General features: G+C 73.1%; 19 protein-coding genes. 9 read left to right on the forward strand and 10 right to left on the reverse strand.

The genetic code is table 11. The annotated features are described in order from the left end of the window. Nucleotides 1-32 precede the first annotated feature (32 nt). The 3 genes from hrpB to ACIBG4_RS21430 all read right to left on the reverse strand — a co-directional run bounded on the left by hrpB (nt 33) and on the right by ACIBG4_RS21430 (nt 3,900). Nucleotides 33-2,519: an ATP-dependent helicase HrpB gene (hrpB, locus tag ACIBG4_RS21420; protein ID WP_397203269.1), complete on the reverse strand. Its 2,487-nt coding sequence runs from the start codon at nt 2,517-2,519 to the stop codon at nt 33-35. Beyond that, nucleotides 2,506-2,880: an ArsR/SmtB family transcription factor gene (locus ACIBG4_RS21425; protein ID WP_397203270.1), complete on the reverse strand. Its 375-nt coding sequence runs from the start codon at nt 2,878-2,880 to the stop codon at nt 2,506-2,508. Before ACIBG4_RS21425 ends, hrpB begins: the two co-directional genes overlap by 14 nt. A 102-nt stretch (nt 2,881-2,982) precedes the next feature. Next, the gene (locus tag ACIBG4_RS21430) at nt 2,983-3,900 is read right to left on the reverse strand and encodes a TIGR03620 family F420-dependent LLM class oxidoreductase (protein ID WP_397203271.1); all 918 of its coding nucleotides are present in this window, start codon (nt 3,898-3,900) and stop codon (nt 2,983-2,985) included. 200 nt (nt 3,901-4,100) lie between these two features. Here ACIBG4_RS21430 and ACIBG4_RS21435 point away from each other — a divergent pair, with 200 nt between their 5' ends. Beyond that, nucleotides 4,101-5,264, forward strand: coding sequence for an MFS transporter (locus tag ACIBG4_RS21435; protein WP_397203273.1), 1,164 nt, complete (start codon nt 4,101-4,103; stop codon nt 5,262-5,264). Beyond that, the gene (locus ACIBG4_RS21440; RefSeq protein ID WP_397203274.1) at nt 5,236-5,613 is read left to right on the forward strand and encodes a hypothetical protein; all 378 of its coding nucleotides are present in this window, start codon (nt 5,236-5,238) and stop codon (nt 5,611-5,613) included. The genes ACIBG4_RS21435 and ACIBG4_RS21440 overlap by 29 nt, the downstream gene beginning before the upstream one ends. A 5-nt stretch (nt 5,614-5,618) precedes the next feature. On the opposite strand, the gene ACIBG4_RS21445 is transcribed toward ACIBG4_RS21440, so the two are convergent. Then, the gene (locus tag ACIBG4_RS21445) at nt 5,619-6,449 is read right to left on the reverse strand and encodes an undecaprenyl-diphosphate phosphatase (RefSeq protein ID WP_397203275.1); all 831 of its coding nucleotides are present in this window, start codon (nt 6,447-6,449) and stop codon (nt 5,619-5,621) included. A gap of 40 nt (nt 6,450-6,489) precedes the next feature. Continuing rightward, complete coding sequence (locus ACIBG4_RS21450) at nt 6,490-7,311, reverse strand: NAD(P)H-binding protein (protein WP_397203276.1); 822 nt, start codon at nt 7,309-7,311, stop codon at nt 6,490-6,492. 74 nt (nt 7,312-7,385) lie between these two features. Between ACIBG4_RS21450 and ACIBG4_RS21455 the strand changes: the two genes are divergently transcribed. The 4 genes from ACIBG4_RS21455 to lipB all read left to right on the forward strand — a co-directional run bounded on the left by ACIBG4_RS21455 (nt 7,386) and on the right by lipB (nt 9,716). Continuing rightward, nucleotides 7,386-8,306 (forward strand): AraC family transcriptional regulator, encoded by a 921-nt coding sequence (locus ACIBG4_RS21455; RefSeq protein WP_397203277.1) that lies wholly within the window; start codon nt 7,386-7,388, stop codon nt 8,304-8,306. Further along, the gene (locus tag ACIBG4_RS21460; protein ID WP_397203278.1) at nt 8,303-8,809 is read left to right on the forward strand and encodes an HAD domain-containing protein; all 507 of its coding nucleotides are present in this window, start codon (nt 8,303-8,305) and stop codon (nt 8,807-8,809) included. The genes ACIBG4_RS21455 and ACIBG4_RS21460 overlap by 4 nt, the downstream gene beginning before the upstream one ends. Before the next feature lie 62 nt (nt 8,810-8,871). Continuing rightward, nucleotides 8,872-9,054 (forward strand): PspC domain-containing protein, encoded by a 183-nt coding sequence (locus tag ACIBG4_RS21465; protein ID WP_397203279.1) that lies wholly within the window; start codon nt 8,872-8,874, stop codon nt 9,052-9,054. A 26-nt stretch (nt 9,055-9,080) separates the two neighbouring features. Beyond that, entirely contained in the window at nt 9,081-9,716 is a 636-nt protein-coding gene (gene lipB / locus ACIBG4_RS21470; protein ID WP_355434934.1) for a lipoyl(octanoyl) transferase LipB, read from the forward strand. An 8-nt stretch (nt 9,717-9,724) separates the two neighbouring features. Here the strand turns inward: lipB and ACIBG4_RS21475 are convergent, their stop codons facing one another. Together ACIBG4_RS21475 and ACIBG4_RS21480 are read right to left on the reverse strand one after the other, a co-directional pair. Then, the gene (locus ACIBG4_RS21475; RefSeq protein WP_397203280.1) at nt 9,725-11,254 is read right to left on the reverse strand and encodes an amino acid permease; all 1,530 of its coding nucleotides are present in this window, start codon (nt 11,252-11,254) and stop codon (nt 9,725-9,727) included. A 73-nt stretch (nt 11,255-11,327) separates the two neighbouring features. Further along, entirely contained in the window at nt 11,328-12,254 is a 927-nt protein-coding gene (locus tag ACIBG4_RS21480) for a zinc-binding dehydrogenase (protein ID WP_397203281.1), read from the reverse strand. A gap of 113 nt (nt 12,255-12,367) precedes the next feature. Between ACIBG4_RS21480 and ACIBG4_RS21485 the strand changes: the two genes are divergently transcribed. Beyond that, nucleotides 12,368-12,919, forward strand: coding sequence for a helix-turn-helix domain-containing protein (locus ACIBG4_RS21485; protein ID WP_310707026.1), 552 nt, complete (start codon nt 12,368-12,370; stop codon nt 12,917-12,919). Between the two features lie 66 nt (nt 12,920-12,985). Here ACIBG4_RS21485 and ACIBG4_RS21490 read toward each other — a convergent pair whose 3' ends face one another. Continuing rightward, a complete protein-coding gene (locus ACIBG4_RS21490) occupies nt 12,986-13,588 on the reverse strand; it encodes a TetR/AcrR family transcriptional regulator (RefSeq protein ID WP_397203282.1) in 603 nt (200 codons plus the stop codon). 105 nt (nt 13,589-13,693) lie between these two features. Here ACIBG4_RS21490 and ACIBG4_RS21495 point away from each other — a divergent pair, with 105 nt between their 5' ends. Next, nucleotides 13,694-14,770 carry a Gfo/Idh/MocA family protein gene (locus ACIBG4_RS21495; protein WP_397203283.1) on the forward strand — a complete coding sequence of 359 codons (1,077 nt, stop codon included), beginning with the start codon at nt 13,694-13,696 and terminating at the stop codon, nt 14,768-14,770. Between the two features lie 48 nt (nt 14,771-14,818). On the opposite strand, the gene ACIBG4_RS21500 is transcribed toward ACIBG4_RS21495, so the two are convergent. Continuing rightward, nucleotides 14,819-15,364 (reverse strand): type 1 glutamine amidotransferase domain-containing protein, encoded by a 546-nt coding sequence (locus tag ACIBG4_RS21500; protein ID WP_397203284.1) that lies wholly within the window; start codon nt 15,362-15,364, stop codon nt 14,819-14,821. Next, entirely contained in the window at nt 15,364-15,744 is a 381-nt protein-coding gene (locus ACIBG4_RS21505; RefSeq protein WP_310707022.1) for a DUF2809 domain-containing protein, read from the reverse strand. Before ACIBG4_RS21505 ends, ACIBG4_RS21500 begins: the two co-directional genes overlap by 1 nt. A 46-nt stretch (nt 15,745-15,790) precedes the next feature. Between ACIBG4_RS21505 and ACIBG4_RS21510 the strand changes: the two genes are divergently transcribed. Continuing rightward, nucleotides 15,791-17,431 carry an ABC-F family ATP-binding cassette domain-containing protein gene (locus ACIBG4_RS21510; protein WP_397203285.1) on the forward strand — a complete coding sequence of 547 codons (1,641 nt, stop codon included), beginning with the start codon at nt 15,791-15,793 and terminating at the stop codon, nt 17,429-17,431. Nucleotides 17,432-17,498: the final 67 nt, after the last annotated feature.

Consider the following 17,498-nt stretch of genomic DNA (forward strand, 5'->3'; position numbering starts at 1 on the left):
GGTGTCCTCCCCGCCCGGCCGGCGGGCGCGTGTCATGATCGCCGGTTGGCCCGGCGCGTGGGCGTCGCCGTCAGTGGGTCCTCCGGCCACGGATGCCGGGGGTAGCGGCCGCGCAGCTCCGCCCGGACGGCGCGGTAGCCGTCGCGCCAGAACGACGCCAGGTCCGCCGTCACCGCCACCGGGCGCCCCGCCGGCGAGAGCAGGTGCACCAGCAGCGGCACCCCCGCGACGGCCGGGGCGGCGTCCCAGCCGAACAGCTCCTGGAGCTTGACCGCGAGCACCGGCCGCTCCCCGGAGTAGTCCACGCGCACGCGGGAGCCGCTGGGCACCTCGACGCGCTCCGGCGCGACCGACTCCAGCCGCTCGCTCCACGGAACCAGCCGCAGCAGCGCCGACGCCACGTCGATCCGCTCCAGGTCGGCCCGGCGGCGGGCCCGCGACAGCTCGGGCTCCAGCCACCGGTCGGCCAGGTCGACGAGGGCGTCCATGCCCGTCCCCCCGCCCTGGCCGCCTACGTCCGGCCAGGGGTCGCCGGCGGCGCGGTGGCAGAACGCCAGCCGGTCGCGCACCGCCAGCGCCTCCTTCGTCCAGGTGAGGACGTCCTCGGTGCGCAGGCCGTACAGGAGGGCGGCGCGCACGTCCGCGTCGGGGAGCGGCGCGGACGACAGCTCGATCGCGCCCAGCCGCTCGACGATCCGCGCGGAGACGTCGCCGCGCCGCTCGCCGGGAGGCACGCGCCAGGCGACCTCCTCCTCGAACGTGACCGGGTACGCCAGCCGTGCCGTCGCCTCGTCGATCTCCACGGCCTGCCGGACGCGAGCCGACGCCGAGCCCGTGGGACGGTCGGCCACCGCCACGGCCAGCCAGGGGGTGCGGGCCAGCTTCGAGCCCTCGCCGAGGGCGGCGGCCGTGCCGGAGGCCATCAGGTAACCGCCGCCACGCCGCCTGGCGACCCGCTCGGGGAACGCCAGCGCGACGACCAGCCCCGCGAGCGCGTCGTCCCCGGCGGCACCGCCGCCCGGCGTCCGGCCGTCGTCGCGGTCGCCTCCGGAGGCCGATCTCGACAGCCGTCCGACCTCCTGGCGCCAGCGGGCGGCGAACGCGTCGCCGCCGCGGCGGGCGGCCCGCCAGACCTCCACCAGGTCGTCGCCCGCGTCCCGGGGGAGCTGCTCCGACAGGAGGGCGACGACCTCGGCGGCGCGCGGACCGGCGTCGATGAGCGCCCGCGCCAGCCTGGGATGCACGCCGAGCCTGGCCATGCGCCTGCCCCGGGCGGTCACCCGGCCGCCGTCCAGGGCGCCGAGAGCGGTCAGGGTCCGGGCGGCGGCGGCCATCGCGGCGGCCGGCGGCGGGTCGAGCAGCGCCAGCGCCGCCGGGTCGGTCACGCCCCAGCACGCCGCCTGGAGGGCGAATCCGGTCAGGTCGGCGAGCGCGATCTCCGGTCTGGCGTGCTCGGCCAGGCGCTCGTGCTCGGCCTCGGGCCAGCAGCGGTACACGGTGCCGGGGGCCTCGCGGCCCGCCCGGCCGGCGCGCTGGACGGCGGCGGCCTTGGAGACGCGGACGGTGGTGAGGGAGCCGAGGCCGCGGGCATGGTCGGTACGCGGCTCGCGGGCCAGGCCGGAGTCCACCACGACGCGGACGCCCGGCACGGTGAGGCTCGACTCGGCGACCGAGGTGGCCAGCACGATCCGGCGGCGCGTCCCGGGCGACAGGACGGCGTCCTGCACCCTGGCCGGCGCCTGCCCGTGCACCTGGAGGAGCTCCACGGGCGCTCCCCGGTCGTCCGCCACGCCGTGCAGCAGGCCGGCCACCCTGCCGATCTCGGCCGTGCCGGGGAGGAAGCAGAGCACGTCCCCCTCGCGCTCGGTCAGTGCCCGCCGTACGACCTGGGCCACGTGCGTGAGCAGCGCCGGGTCGACGCGCAGCCCGTGCGGGGGAGCGACCGGCCGGGCGGGCGGCGCCCACACGGTCTCCACCGGATGCGGCGCCCCGGACGCCGCCACCACCGGAGCCCCGCCCAGCAGCCGCGACCAGGGACCGGCGTCGGCCGTCGCGGAGGTGGCCAGCAGGCGCAGGTCGGGGCGGAGCGTCTCGCGCACGTCCAGGAGGAACGCGAGCGCCGTGTCGGCGTCCAGGTGACGCTCGTGGCACTCGTCCAGCACCACGACGTCGGTGCCGGGCAGCTCGGGGTCGCGTTGCAGCCGCTGGAGGAGGAGGCCGGTGGTGACGACCTCGACCATGGGGTTCGCGCCCGTGTGCCGCTCGCCGCGGATCGCGTAGCTCACCCCCATCCGGCGGGCCGCCGCCCGGACGGCGAGCCGCCGCGGCTCGGCCACCAGCACGCGCAGCCCCGTCCCGGCCAGGGCCGGCGGGACGACGGTGGTCTTGCCGCTGCCCGGCGGGGCGGTCAGCACGGCCGTGCCGTGCCTCTCCAACGCCCTCAGCAACTCGGGCAGCGCGTGCCGTACGGGCAGCCCGTCCCCGGTCCCCGTCACCGAGGCCGGCTCAGGCGCTGCCATGAGCGGAAGCGCCATGAGCGGCGGGCAGGGCGTCAGGCACGGTGGTGACGTCCGTCAGCGCGGCCCGCAGGATGGTGTCGAGGAGGCCCGGGAAGCGGGTGTCGAGGTCCTCCCGGCGCAGGCGCATGTACTTCTGCCGCCCGTCCTGCCGGGTGAGCAGCACGCCGGCCTCGCGCAGGGTCCGGTAATGGTGCGAGGCCGTGGATTTGTGCACGCCGAGCTCCTCCAGCACGCTGGAGCAGTTCTGCTCCGTCTGCGTGGCGAGCCGGACGGCGATCTCCAGGCGTACCGGGTCGGCCAGCGCCCGCAGGACCTCCGTGAGCTGGATGGCCTCCGTCGCCGGATGCGGTAGCTGGCGCATGGTCAGACCCTATCTCCGTCGCATAGTTTGACAATTATCAAACTATGCGACGGTCCGATGGGTGTCCAATCGATGCGTACGGACGATCGGCGGCTGGGCGGGTCAGGTTGCGGTCAGGCCGCTGCGGGCCAGGACGCGCAGGTGCTCCAGCATGTCGCGGGGGGTGTCGGCGAGCGCCTGGACGCAGACGTGGTCGGCACCGGCGTCGTGGTGCGCCCGGACCCGCTCGATGATCGTCTCGGGGTCGCCCCACGCCACGATGGCGTCCACCAGCGCGTCACTGCCGCCGTCGGCGACGTCCCTGTCCTCCCAGCCGAGCTCGCGCAGGTTGTTCACGTAGTTGGGCAGGGAGAGGTAGAGCGACATGAACCGGCGGGCCGTCTGCCGCGCCCGCTGCGGATCGGTGTCGAGCACGACCGTCTGCTCCGGCGCCAGCACGGGATCGGGGCCGAGGGCCGCCCGGGCGCGGGCGGTGTGCTCGGGGGTGACGAAATAGGGATGGGCGCCCTGGGCGCGCCGCGCGGCGAGCTCCAGCATCCTGGCTCGGAGTGCGGCCAGCAGGCGCGGGGCGGGTGCCGGCAAGGGAGCGGCGTACTCCGTCGCGTCCATCGCGTCGAGGTAGTCGCGCATCACCGACACCGGCTTGCGGTAGTCGTGGCCTCTCATCGACACCGCGGGCGCGTGACTGACGCCGAGGCCGAGCACGAACCGGCCGTCGAACGCCTCCGCCAGAGCGTTCGCCCCGTTCGAGGCGGCGGTGGCGTCGCGGGCCCAGATGTTGGCGATGCCGGTGGCGATCAGCATCCGCCGCGTCGCGCCCAGCAGGATCGACGCATGGACCAGCGCCTCCTTGCCGTGCGGAGCCTCGCCGAACCACAGTGTCCCGAAGCCCAGGCTCTCGATCTCGGCGGCGGCCTCCCGCTCGAACGCGGCCGGCTCCCCGCCCAGCGTGCCGCTCCAGACCCCTATGCGCCCCATGCGCCGCTTCAACGCCGCGACATCGATGCTCGTGTCGGCCATCGCGGGATCACCTCCTCATCGACACCTGGTCGCCGGGTCACATCTGCTCACGATATGCAGCGCATCGTCGGGGCGGGTTAACGCCCGATTCATGACTTGCCGCATTCCCGGCGATCACCGCTTCTCCGCCAAATGGTTTGACAATTATCAAACCGTGCGACAGTTTGATGGGCGTCCAACTGACGCGTACGGAGGATCATGTGACCACCCGGCTCTACCCCCTGGCGCTGGGCAACTTCGCCGTCGGCACCGGCATGTTCGTGACCGCCGGGCTGTTGCCCCCCATCTCCCGCGACCTCGACGTCTCCCCGTCGGCGGCCGGGCAGCTCATGACCGTGTTCGCGCTGGCCTACGCCCTGCTGTCACCCGTGCTCGCCGCCGCGACGGCACGCCTGTCCCGCAGGCGGCTCCTGCTCGTCGCGCTGGCCGTCCTCGTCGTGGGCAACGCGTTGACCGCCCTCGCGCCCACGTACCCGTTGGTCATGGCGACGCGTGTGATCGCGGCGGCGGGGGCGGCGATGTTCACCCCGACCGCGTCCGGCGTGGCCACGGCGCTGAGCACCCCCGAGCGCAGGGGCCGGGCCCTGGCGCTGGTGATGGGCGGGCTCACCGTGGCCTCGGCGGTCGGCGTGCCGCTCGGGACCCTGCTGGGCGGCGTCGCGAGCTGGCGGGCCACGCTGTGGCTGGTGGCCGGGCTGGGCGTCCTCGGGTTCGTGGGCGTGGCGGCCGTGGTGCCCGACGTCAAGGTGGCCACCTCGGGGCGGCTGGCCGAGCGGTTCGCGCCGCTGGCCGACCGGCGGGTGCTGGCGGTGCTGACGACGCAGCTGCTCATGTTCGGCGCCGGGTTCACCGCCTACACCTACATCGGCTCGCTGTTCGACCTTCCGCTGCCCGCCGTGCTGTGGGCGTGGGGGATCGGCGGCGTGGTGGGCAACCAGCTCGGCGGGCGGCTCACCGACGCGTACGGGCCGCGCCGGATGGTGCTGACCGGCCTGGTCGCCTCCACCGTGGCGCTGGCCCTCATCCCCGTCGCGAACCTCGCCCTGCCCGTCGCGCTGGTGTGGGCGTTCCTGTGGGGCGCGCTCGGCTGGCTGATCGCGCCCGCGCAGCAGTACCGGACGGTCGGCGCGGTGCCCGGCAACGTGTCGATCGGCCTCGGCCTGCTGGCCTCGGCCCAGTACTTCGGGCTGTTCGTGGCGGGCATCACGGGCGGGCTCGCGCTCGACTGGTACGGCCGCGCGGGGGTCGTGGTCCTGGCGACCGGGATCGGCGTGGTGGCGGTGCTGTTCACGCTGGCGACCTACCGGCCCGTCGTGGATGCCCCAGAATTGACGCATGTCCGAGCCGCAGACCGACCCGCGTGACGAGCCCGCCCCCTTAGGAGCCGTCGTCCTCCTGACCGTCGCCTCGGCCGTGGCCGTCATGGCCGTCACCAGCCTGCTCGACGAGCCGCCCAGCCTGAAGTTTCTGCTGCTCGGGCCGATCGCGCTGGTCGTGTTCGAGGTGATGGTCCACGAGGTGTGGTGGCAGCGCTGGTGGGGCGCGGTGCCGGGAGCCGTGCTGGGGCTGACGCTCTACTTCGAGGGCCGCGAGGCGCTGGGCGACGTCGTCGGCGACTCCTGGGCCCATCCGCTCGCGTACGTCACGGCCTGGGCCCTGTTCGCCGTCGTCTTCGCCCTGGCCAGCCGCTACCCGCGCACCCTGAGCGCGTAGCGGCCTCAGCCCTGGGCGGGGATCCAGCCCAGCGTGACCGCGAGGATGACGAACAGGCCGAGCGCGATCCGGTAGACGACGAAGCCGGTGAAGCGGTGCTTGCTGATGTAGCGCAGGAACCACGCCACCGCCGCGTAGCCGACGACGAAGGAGATGATCGTGGCCAGGATCGTCGGACCCCACGCCGGCGACTGGCCCCCGCCGATCTCGCGCAGCTCCAGCAGGCCGGACGACAGCACGGCCGGGATGGCCAGCAGGAAGGAGTACTTCGCGGCGTCCTCGCGGCGGTAGTCGAGCAGGAGGCCCGCGGTGATGGTGCCGCCGGAGCGGGAGACGCCCGGGATGAGCGCCAGCGACTGCGCGAAGCCGTACACGATGGCGTGCGTGAAGCTGAGGTGCTTCTGCAGCGTGAGCCTGTTGCGGGCGGTGTGGTCCGCCCACCACAGGATGAGGCCGAACACGATCAGGGTGGTGCCGACCAGGCGGAGATCGCGGAAGACGGTCTCGATCTGGTCCTTGAGCAGCAGGCCGAGCACGCCGATGGGCAGGCTGCCGACGATGACGTACCAGCCCATGCGGGCCGCGTGGTGGGAGCGCAGCGCGGGGGTCCACAGCGAGCGCGTCCACATGGAGACGATCTCCCAGATCTCGCGCCGGAAGTAGATCAGCACGGCGGTCTCCGTGCCGAGCTGGATCACGGCCGTGAACGCCGCCCCCGGGTCCTGCCAGCCGAAGAACGCCGACACCACCCGGATGTGGGCGCTGGAGGAGATGGGCAGGAACTCGGTCAGCCCCTGGATGAGGCCCAGCACCACCGCTTCGAACCAGCCGATCACCGGAGCACCTTTCCAAAGCCGCGAAAGTGACGAGGTGAGGCTAGCGGATGCGAGGACCCCGCATGCCCTTCGCCCAGTCGCGGGCGAAGGTGGTGAAGTCGCGCGCGGGCCGGCCGAGCGCCTCCCGGACCCCGTCGGCCACGTACGCGTTGCGCCCGTCCAGCACCTCGGCGAACAGCGCGTTGAGCATCTCGATCTCGTCCTGGGGCACGCCGGCCTCGGCGGCACCCGCGGCGAACTCCTCCGGCTTGACCGGCGCGTACTCCACCGCCCTGCCCAGCGCGGCCGACAGGTCGGCGGCGGCGTCCGCGAACGTCAGCAGCCGCGGCCCGGTCAGCTCGTAGACCCGCCCCGCGTGCCCGTCCTCCGTGAGCGCGGCCACGGCCACGTCGGCGATGTCGTCCGCGTCCACGAACGGCTCCGCCACCTCCCCGGCCGGCAGTGCGATGACCCCCGCCTGGACCGCGTCCAGCAGGTAACCCTCGCTGAAGTTCTGCATGAACCAGGCGCAGCGCACGACGGTCCACTCCAGCCCCGACTCCTGGACGATCCGCTCGCACGCCTGGGCCTCCGGCTCGCCCCGGCCGGACAGCAGCACCATCCGCCGGACGCCGCTCCCGGCCGCGAGCTCGGTGAGCGCCCGGATGTCCTGCCGCGACCCGGGCACGGCCAGGTCGGGGTAGTAGGTCACGTACACCGACTCGGCGCCCTGCAGGGCGGCCGGCCAGCCGTCGAGGTCGGCCCAGTCGAAGGCCGGCGTGGAGGAGCGGGACCCGGACCGCACGGGACGGCCGAGAGCGGTGAGCCTGTCGATCACACGGCGGCCGGTCTTGCCGGTGCCGCCCAGCACCAAAGTTGTCATGCCTCCAGTAAGCCCGATGATCGTTGGACTCTCCATGGTTGAGAAGCGCACTTCCATATGCGATCGTCTAACGCATGGATCATCTGGCCGCACTGCTCGACGGCCCCCGCGCCCGCGGCGCCTTCCTGCTCCGCTCCCTGCTCGACCCGCCGTGGTCGCTGCGCGTGCAGGACGAGGCCCCGCTGACGCTCGCCGCGCTCGTCCGGGGCGCGGCCTGGGTGGTGCCCGACGGCCGTGAGCCCGTGCGCCTCGCACCCGGTGACGTGGCCCTCATGCGCGGGCCCGAGCCGTACACCGTGGCCGACGACCCCGCCACCCCGCCGCAGATCGTCATCCACCCCGGCCAGCGCTGCACGACGCTCGACGGCGAGGCGCTCTACCAGTCCATGGAGCTCGGCGTGCGCACGTGGGGCAACGACCCCGAGGGCGCCACCGTGCTCATCACCGGCACGTACCAGGTGCAGGGCGAGATCAGCAGGCGGCTGCTGGAGGCGCTGCCGCCCCTGCTCGTCCAGTCGGGCGGCCCGGTGATCGGGCTGCTCGGCGCGGAGATCGTGCGGGACGAGCCCGGCCAGGAGGTGGTCCTCGACCGGCTGCTCGACCTGCTGCTCATCTCCACGCTCCGCTCGTGGCTCGCGGACAACGACGCCCCCGCCTGGTACCGCGCGCAGAGTGACCCGATCGTGGGCAGGGCCCTGCGCATGTTGCACAACAACCCCGCCCACGCGTGGACGGTCGCCTCGCTCGCCGCCGCCGTCGGCGTCTCCCGTGCGTCGCTGGCCAGGCGCTTCACCGACCTGGTGGGGGAGCCGCCCATGGCGTTCCTCACGGACTGGCGGCTGGCGCTGGCCGCCGACCTGCTGCGCGAGCCCGACGCCACGATCGGCTCCGTCGCCCGCAGGGTCGGCTACGGCAGCTCGTTCGCGCTCAGCGCCGCCTTCAAGCGCGTGCGCGGGATCAGCCCGCAGGAGCACCGGGCTGGAGTGGCCGGATGAAGCCGCTGCTGCTCGTCGACGTGGACGGTGTGCTCAACCCGTTCGGCCGGCCCGACCCCGGCTTCCGCCGCTACCGGTGCACGGTCGGCCACGAGGTCTACACCGTCCATCTCAACCCCCGCCACGGGGCCCGGCTGCTGGAGCTGGCCATCGCCACGGGCGCGGAGCTGGCCTGGGCCACCACCTGGGAGGACCACGCCAACGAGTGGATCGGCCCGCGCATCGGCCTGCCGGAGCTGCCCGTCGTGCCGATGGGGCCGGTGCTGGGCAGCGACATGGGCGAGATGTTCAAGACGCCGCACGTGGCCGCGTACGTGGAGCGCAGGCCGTTCGTCTGGTTCGACGACCAGGTGCGGTGGGAGGACGAGAACTTCCTCAGGGAGCGCCAGGGTCTCGACGACTTCCTGCTCGTCCACGTGGACCCCAGAGGGGGCCTGACCAGCGAGCATCTGGCGCGGGCGCACCGGTGGCTGACCCTGTCAGGGTTTTCTCAGGGTGCGTGAGGGGAGAGCGAACGTCTGGTTGTCCGTTGTCCAGATAGGTGCAACCACACGGAGGAAACAGCATGTACCGCTCACGAGACCACAGAATCCTGGCCGGCGTCTGCGGCGGTCTCGCCGACAAGATGGGCCTGCCGCCCACGCTCGTCCGCGTCCTGTGGCTGATCCTGTCGCTTCTTCCCGGCCCCATGTGGGTCCTGTACGTCGCCATGTGGCTCCTCGTGCCCGAGGAGCCGAGGAAGTACTGACCGCGCGGGCGGCCTATCCTCTAACCATGAAGGCTAGGCCGCTGACCCTCATCCAGGACGAGCTGGTCGACTACGACAAGGCGATGGAGCGCATGGGCGACCTCGTCGCCGAGCGCCAGCGAGACGAGCGGCCGGACACGCTCTGGCTGCTCAGCCACCCGTCGGTCTACACCGTGGGCCGCCGCACTCCCGCGGCCCACCTGCCCGACCCGTCGCGCGGCATCCCCGTGGTCGAGACCGGCCGCGGGGGCCAGCTCACCTACCACGGCCCGGGCCAGCTCGTCGGCTACCTCGTCGTCAAGCTGGCCGAGGACGAGGGGATCGTCGACTACGTCCGCGAGGTGGAGCTGCGGCTCGTCGAGGCGCTGGGCGCGCTCGGCCTGCCCGCCGAGCGCCGCGACACCCCGCCGGGCTCGGAGCTGCTGACGGGCGTCTGGACGTCGGCCACCGGACGCAAGATCATCTCGATCGGGATGCGGCAGAGCCGCGGCGTCACCAGCCATGGCTTCGCCCTCAACGTGGACGGCGACCTGGAGCCCTGGCACTGGGCGGTGGCCTGCGGCATGCCCGACGTGGACATGACCTCGCTCAAGCGCGAGCTGGGCGAGACCACGATGGACAAGGTCCGCGCCGCCGTGGCGGCCTCCTTCGAGGCCGCCTGACGTGTGCGTCAGCTGACGGGGAGTTCGTCGACGGTGCGGCGGGGGCCGGTGAACCAGTGGCGGGCCGACAGGGCCCACCACAGGGCGATGCCGATCAGTACGACGCCCACGGCGAGCGGGGCGTAGTTGACCGACGTCCACGTGAACTTCGGGTCGCCCGGCACACCCGCCGGTGAGAACGGCATGATGAAGTAGACCGACACGACGGCGATCTCCGCGCAGGCGATCCAGCCCATCACCCGGTACTTCCCGCCGAGCGTCCACGGCCCCGGCCGGAACCTGTCACCCATCCGCAGCCGCAGCCAGATCGGGATGATGAACGCCAGGTACAGCCCGATGACCGCGATCGACACCACGGCGAAGAAGGCGACCGGCGTCGTCGTGCCGGGAGGCGCGTACAGGGCCGGGAGGGTGATCAAGGCGGCCACCGCGCAGCCCGCGAGGATGGCGTTGACCGGCGTGCGGTTGCGGTCCACCTTCGACCACAGCCGCCATCCCGGCACCGCGCCGTCCCGCGAGAAGGCGTACATCATCCGCGACATCGACGTCACGCAGCTCATCCCGCAGAAGAACTGGCCGATCGTGGAGATCGCGAAGATCACCGTGGCCAGCGGCGAGGACAGGGCGGTCTCGAAGATGGCGCCGACGAAGCCGGACTGCTTGTTGATCTCGTCCACGTCCGTCGCGGCGAACAGGAACGCGAGCAGCAGGATCCAGCCGCCGATCGCCGAGTAGAAGATCGACTGCCACAGGCCGCGGGCCGCCGTCCTGGCCGCGCCCTGGGTCTCCTCCGACACGTGCGCGCACGCGTCGAAGCCGGTGATCGTGTACTGCGTCAGCAGGAAGCCCAGGGGCAGCACGTACAGCCAGAACGGCAGCCCTCCGTCGCCGCTGCCGAACCCGGAGTTGTTGATCTTCTCGGTGAAGACGAACCCGAGCGACTGGTGCTCGGCCGGCGCGAAGACCAGGATGGCGACCACGACCGCGGCGCCGGCCACGTGCCACCAGACCGAGACGTTCTGCAGCAGCGAGATGAGCCGGTGGCTGAAGATGTTGATCAGCGCGTGCAGCACGAGGACGACCACGAAGAGCAGGAACGCCTGGTGCAGCGTCGCCTCCCAGGCGCCGCCCGTCACCCGGTTGAGGGTGATGCTCAGGAACGTGGCGCAGCCGTAGTCCACCGAGGCGGTCACCGCGATGAGCCCGATGAGGTTGAGCCAGCCGGTGAACCAGCCGTGGATCGGCTTGCCCATCGTGGCGGCCCACCAGTAGATGCCGCCCGCGGTCGGGTAGGCGGAGACCAGCTCCGCCAGGCATAACCCGATGATGAGGATGAACACGGAGATCAGCGGCCAGCCCCACGAGATGGCGATGGGGCCGCCGTTGTTCCAGGCCTGTCCGAAGGTCGTGAAGCAGCCGGCGAGGATCGAGATGATGGAGAAGGAGATCGCGAAGTTGGAGAAGCCGCTCCAGGTCCTTGCCAGCTCCTGCTTGTAGCCGAGCTCGGCGAGCCGCCTGGAATCCTCTTCAGTGGTCATGAGGTCTCCCTGTGCGCGGGGGGAGTCACTGATTGGTCTACCTGTAGACCATTTCGGAGGACAGGGCAAGGCGTTACAGCTGATTGTTGGCGGGGTCATCGGTCCTTGTCGGATCCATGTCGATGATCGCCTTGCCGCGGACCTTCCCGTCGCGGATCGCGGCCGCCATCTCGCCCGGCCGCTCCCATGACCACCGCCCGCCCACTCCGGCAGACAGCTCGCCCCGCGCCACCAGCTCCACCAGGTACGCCAGGTCGGCCGCCGGCGCGGCGGCGTCGCCGAACGAGCTGATCGTCCGCGCCTCGCCGAGCACGAACGTCGAGTTCGGGACGAACACCGCGGGCTCGCCGGCCGCCCACCCGACGCTCTGCAGGTTGCCGCCCGGCCTCAGCAGCCGCCACGCCGCCACCAGGTACGGCCCGCCGAGCAGCTCGATGACCGCGTCCACCGGCTCCACGCCGTCGAGGTCCGTCACCGTCTCGGCCCCCAGGTCGCCCGCGCGTGCCGGGTCCCGGACCTGGGCGATCACGTGCGCCCCGGCCCGCCGGGCGAGCTGCACGGCCAGCCGCCCCGTCGCCCCGGACGCACCCGTCACCAGCACCCGCCTGCCCAGCAGCGGCCCGGTGGCGCGCAGGGAGCGCAGCGCCGCGAGGCCCGCCATCGGCAGCGCGGCGGCGTCGGCGAGGTGGACGCCGTCCGGCACGACGGCCAGCGCGTCCGTCGGGAACGCCGCCCGCTCCGCCCACGCCCCCGCCGCGAAGGCCACGACCCGCGCGCCGGCGGCCGGCCCGGTGCCGTCCTCGGCGGCCCGGAGGACCACGCCGGCCGAGTCGTAGCCGAGGACGGCCCCGTCGGGGAAGTGGCCGATGTGGCGCAGCTCGGAGGGGTTCACGGAGGCGTGGTGGATCTCGACGAGCGCCTGACCGGGGCCGGGCTCGGGGTCGGGGACGGTGACGGGTGCGGCGGGAAGGGCTCCGCCGGAGACGATCAGGGCACGCATCGCTTGACTCCTTGACATCCAATTAGCGGACTGACGGTCCGCTTCGCTGTGGGGATAGTATGGGGACCGTTGGTCCGGTTGCAAGTGGGCGAGACGGAACGAGGTGGGCCGGGTTGCGAGCCGACGCGACGCGTAACCGGGAGGCGATCCTGCGCGCGGCCGAGGAGCTGCTCGCCGCGCACGGGGCCGAGCACGTCTCACTCGACCGGGTGGCCGCCGCGGCGGGAGTGGGCAAGGGCACGGTGTTCCGCCGGTTCGGCAGCCGTACGGGGCTGTTCCAGGAGCTCCTGGCGGAGCGGGCGGAGGCGCTGGCGCGCGCCATCGACACCCCGGGCTCGCCGCTGGGTCCCGGCTCGCCGCCCCTGACGAGGCTGCTCGCCTTCCTGGACGAGCTGGCGGGACTGGCCGAGCGCAACCTCGCGCTGTTCGCGGCGCACGAGCGGGCGTGCGCGGAGGACAAGTACGCCGACCCGACCTACGTGCGCTGGCACGCGCACGTCACCGCGCTCGCCGGGCAGGCGCGGCCCGGCCTCGACGCCTCCTTCGCGGCCCACGCCCTGCTGGGGCTCTTCGACGCCGACCTGGTCAGGCACGTCATGCGCGAGGGCGGGGTGACGCGGCTGCGGTCGTCGGTCCGCGCCTTCGCCGAGGCCCTGCTGGGCTGATCCGGCGCCAGACCGGGCAGGCCGGGCAGACTGGACGGATCGGGCGGATCAGGCGGATCAGGCGGATCAGGCGGGCTCGGGGATGTCCGTGAGCTCCGCGAGGACGGTGCGCAAAGCCAGGTCCGCCACCTGGCGCAGCTCCTTGCGGGTGCGGCCGCTCGCCGCCTGCACCGCGATGCCGTCCGTGACGGTGTGGACCAGCCGGGCCAGGACGGCCGGGTCGCAGCCCGGTGGCAGGTCGGGCGCCTGCTCGAAGCGCCGCCGCAGCGCGGTCTCGGCGGCCCTGCGGCACGCGATCGCCGCCTCACGGGCGGTGGCGGAGTCGGGGCCGCAGGCGTGGACGCTGTTGACGCTCAGGCAGCCCGGCCCGCCGGCGCCGGTGGTCAGCTCGACCGCGCCCTCGACCAGGCGCCGGACGACCTCCCGGATCGTGGGCGCGATCAGGGCCTCGGCGGCGAAGGCACCCGGGCCGCTGACGTAACGGTCGAGCGCCTTGGCGAACAGCTCCTCCTTGTTGCCGAAGGCGGCGTACAGGCTGGGCCGGTTGACTCCCATCGCCGCGGTCAGATCAGACAGCGACGTCCCCTCGTAGCCCTGTCTCCAGAACACCTCCAGCGCCCGGTCGAGCGCGATGTCGGCGTCGAAGGCGCGTGGTCTGCCGCCGGGCATGCCGTACCTCCCCAGTTTTATACCTATCGGTACGTTACCTCTTGATCCCGCGCTCCGCCTCCCCTAGTTTTATACCGATCGATACGTAACTAGGAGAGGTCGGACATGATCAGAGCCGGAGTCGTCGGAGCGAGCGGCTGGGCGGGGGTGTCCCACCTGCCCGCGCTGGCCGGGCTGGACGGGTTCGAGGTGACGGCGGTGGCCACCACGAACCGGGCCAGCGCCGGGAAGGCGGCGGCCGAGCACGGCGTGCCGCTGGCGTTCGCCGACGCCGGCGCGCTGGCCGCCCATCCCGACGTGGACCTCGTGGTGGTGTCGGTGAAGGCGCCCGGGCACGCCACGGTCATCAGGGCCGCGCTGGAGGCGGGCAAACACGTGGTGTCGGAGTGGCCGCTGACCGTGGACCCGGCCGAGGCGGACGAGCTGGCCCGCGCCGCCACGGCGGCCGGCGTGGTCCACGCCGTCAGCCTCCAGGGTCATCACTCGCCGGACGCGCGCTTCGTCCGCGACCTGGTCGCGGCGGGCCGTGTCGGCCGGCTGGAGTCGGCCGTCCTGGTCGCCGCGGGCGACCCGCTGGGCGGCGCCGTCATCCCGGCGGGCATGGAGTGGAGCACCGACCCCGCCGGCGGCACCACCATCCTCACGATCATGGCCGGCCACTTCCTCGCGACGCTGGAGCGGATGGCGGGCCCGCTGACCGAGGTGTCGGCGCGGCTGCCCCGCCGGTACGACACGGTCGCGGTGGGCGACACCGGCCGGACCGTCGCGAACCGGGTACCGAGCCAGGTGCTGCTCCACGGCACCCTGGCCGGCGGCGCCACCGCCTCCGTCACGGTCCACGGGGGCAGCGGCAGCCCGGACGGGTTCCTCGTCAAGCTCGTCGGCTCCGAGGGAACGCTGACCGCCGGCCCTGCCCGGCCGGGCGTGTACATGCACTGGACCGACTGGGAGATCCGCGTCGGCGGCGAGCGCGTCGAGGTGCCCGCCTCCTACCGGACCGTGCCCTTCGACCCGGCCGGCGGCCCGGTCGCCAACGTCGCCGCCTTCTACCAGGAGGTCGGGCGGGCCATTCGGGAGGGCCGTCCGGCCGATCCCGACTTCCACGCCGCGGCGCGCCTGCACCGGCTGCTCGCGGCCATCGAGCGCGCCGCCCTGAGCGGCGGCGCGGAGGAGGTCTCGTGAAGTGCGGCGGGCGGGCCGTCTCCTGGCCGCCGTGCGTGCCGGACGAGCTCAGGCGCTGAACGCGTCGACCGTCGCCTGGTTGAACGCCTTGAGGTCGTCGGGCTTGCGGCTCGTGACCAGGATGTTGAGTCCCGTGGTGTCCACCACGACCTCCTTGTCCACCCAGGTGGCGCCCGCGTTGCGCAGGTCCGTCCGGAGGCTGGGCCAGGAGGTCATGGTGCGGTCGCGCACCACGTCGGCCTCCACCAGCGTCCAGGGCGCGTGGCAGATCGCGGCCACGGGCTTGCCCGCGTCGAAAAAGTCGCGGACGAACCGCACGGCCTTCGGCTCCATGCGCAGGAAGTCGGGGTTGGCGACGCCGCCCGGCAGCACCAGGCCGTCGAAGTCCGACGCCGAGACCTCGTCCACCGTGGCGTCCACGGCGTAGGTGTCTGACTTGTCCAGGTGGTTGAAGGCCTGGATCCGGCCGGAGGCGGTGGAGACGAGCTTCGGAGTGCCGCCCGCCTGCGTGACCGCCTTCCAGGGCTCGGTGAGCTCCACTTCCTCGACCCCCTCGGGGGCGACGAGGAACGCGATCGTCTTGCCGTCCATCATCAGGATTCCTCCTTGGAGCGGATGTCCTCACCCCCTATCCGGCGTCCTGGGATGTATGCGTGCGCGGCCCACGCCGCGGCGGCTCCCACGGCGTACCAGAGCAGGTCGGGCGGGTTGAAGGTGCTGCCCAGCACCGGCCGCAGGACCGGGGGGATCTCGGCGAGCTGGGCGAACTCGATCGCCCAGCTCAGCCCGCCCGCCACGAGCGCGGCCACGGCGGGCCGGATCCGCGGGCGGACCAGCACGACGAGCGTGTAGAGGAGGACCGTGTACAGCGCGTCGCCCGCGTACTTGGCGAAGGCGCCGTCGGCCAGCGCCCGGACCCCGAGCCCCGCCACGACCGTCAGGACGGCGACGAGGGCGACGGGCAGGCGCGGCATCGGGCCACCCTAGCCGGGTTGACGCGGCTCGATACCATCGGACCACATGAGCGCGACCATGGTGGTGAAGGACCTCGCGGCGGGTCACGGGGATCGGGTGCTGTTCTCGGGGCTCGACCTGGTGGTGAGCCCAGGCGACGTCATCGGCCTGGTCGGGGCCAACGGCGCCGGCAAGTCGACCCTGCTGCGGATGCTCGCCGGCCTCGACGCCCCCGAGGAGGGCGCCGTACGCCTGAGCCCGGCGACCGCGACCGTGGGCCACCTGCCGCAGGAGCCGGAGCGCAGGGCGGGCGAGACGGTCGGGGCGTTCCTCGCCCGGCGCACCGGCGTGGCGGCGGCGCAGCGCGACCTCGACGCGGCCACGCAGGCCCTCGTCGAGGAGCGGCCCGGAGCCGACGACGTCTACAGCGACGCCCTGGAGCGCTGGCTGGCGCTGGGCGGCGCGGACCTGGAGGAGCGGGCCGAGGAGGTGGCCGCCGACCTGGGTCTCGCCGTGGACCTGGGCCAGGCCATGACCTCGCTGTCCGGCGGCCAGGCGGCCCGCGCGGGGCTCGCGTCGCTGCTGCTCAGCCGGTACGACGTGTTCCTGCTGGACGAGCCGACGAACGACCTCGACCTCGACGGGCTGGACCGGCTGGAGCGGTTCGTCACGGGCCTGCGGGCCGGCACGGTGCTGGTGAGCCACGACCGCGAGTTCCTGGCCAGGACCGTCACCAAGGTGCTGGAGCTCGACCTCGCCCAGCAGCGGATCCGGCTGTACGGCGGCGGCTACCAGGCGTACCTGGAGGAGCGGGAGGTCGCCCGCAGGCAGGCCCGCGAGCAGTACGAGGAGTACGCGGGCACCCGCGCCGACCTGGAGGCCCGCGCCCGCACCCAGCGCGCCTGGATGGAGAAGGGCGTGAAGAACGCCCGGCGCAAGGCCACCGACGGCGACAAGATCGGCCGCAACATGCGGGTGGAGTCGACCGAGAAGCAGGCCGCCAAGGCCCGCCAGACCGAGCGGCTGATCGAGCGCATGGACGTCGTGGAGGAGCCGCGCAAGGAGTGGGAGCTGCGCATGGAGATCGCCGCCGCGCCCCGCGCGGGAGCGGTCGTGGCGACCATGCGCGGCGCGATGGTGCGGCGCGGCACGTTCACGCTCGGACCGGTGGACCTGGAGGTGGGCTGGGCCGAGCGGATCGCGATCACCGGCGCCAACGGCTCGGGCAAGACCACGCTGCTCGGCGCGATGCTCGGCCGGATCCCGCTGGACGAGGGCAACGCCGCGCTGGGGCCGGGCGTGGTCGTCGGCGAGGTGGACCAGGCCAGGGGGCTGTTCGAGGGGGAGGAGCCGCTGCTGGACGCGTTCTCCGGGCACGTGCCCGAGATGGTGCCCGCCGACGCGCGGACGCTGCTGGCGAAGTTCGGGCTGCGGGCCGCGCACGTGCTGCGGCCGGCCTCGACGCTGTCGCCGGGCGAGCGCACCCGGGCCGCCCTGGCGCTGCTCCAGGCCAGGGGCGTCAACCTGCTGGTGCTGGACGAGCCGACCAACCATCTCGACCTGCCCGCCATCGAGCAGCTGGAGTCGGCCCTGGACGCCTACCCCGGCACGCTGCTGCTCGTCACCCACGACCGCCGGATGCTGGACGCCGTCCACATGGATCGCCGGCTCCGCGTGGATCAGGGCAAGGCCATCCAGACCGACTGAAAATTTACACCGGATCAGGAAACGAAGATGAAACAATTTTCCGTCACTCGTTGACACGCACTGTTCG

This window comes from Nonomuraea sp. NPDC050383 (assembly GCF_044459125.1).
Taxonomy (GTDB): domain Bacteria; phylum Actinomycetota; class Actinomycetes; order Streptosporangiales; family Streptosporangiaceae; genus Nonomuraea.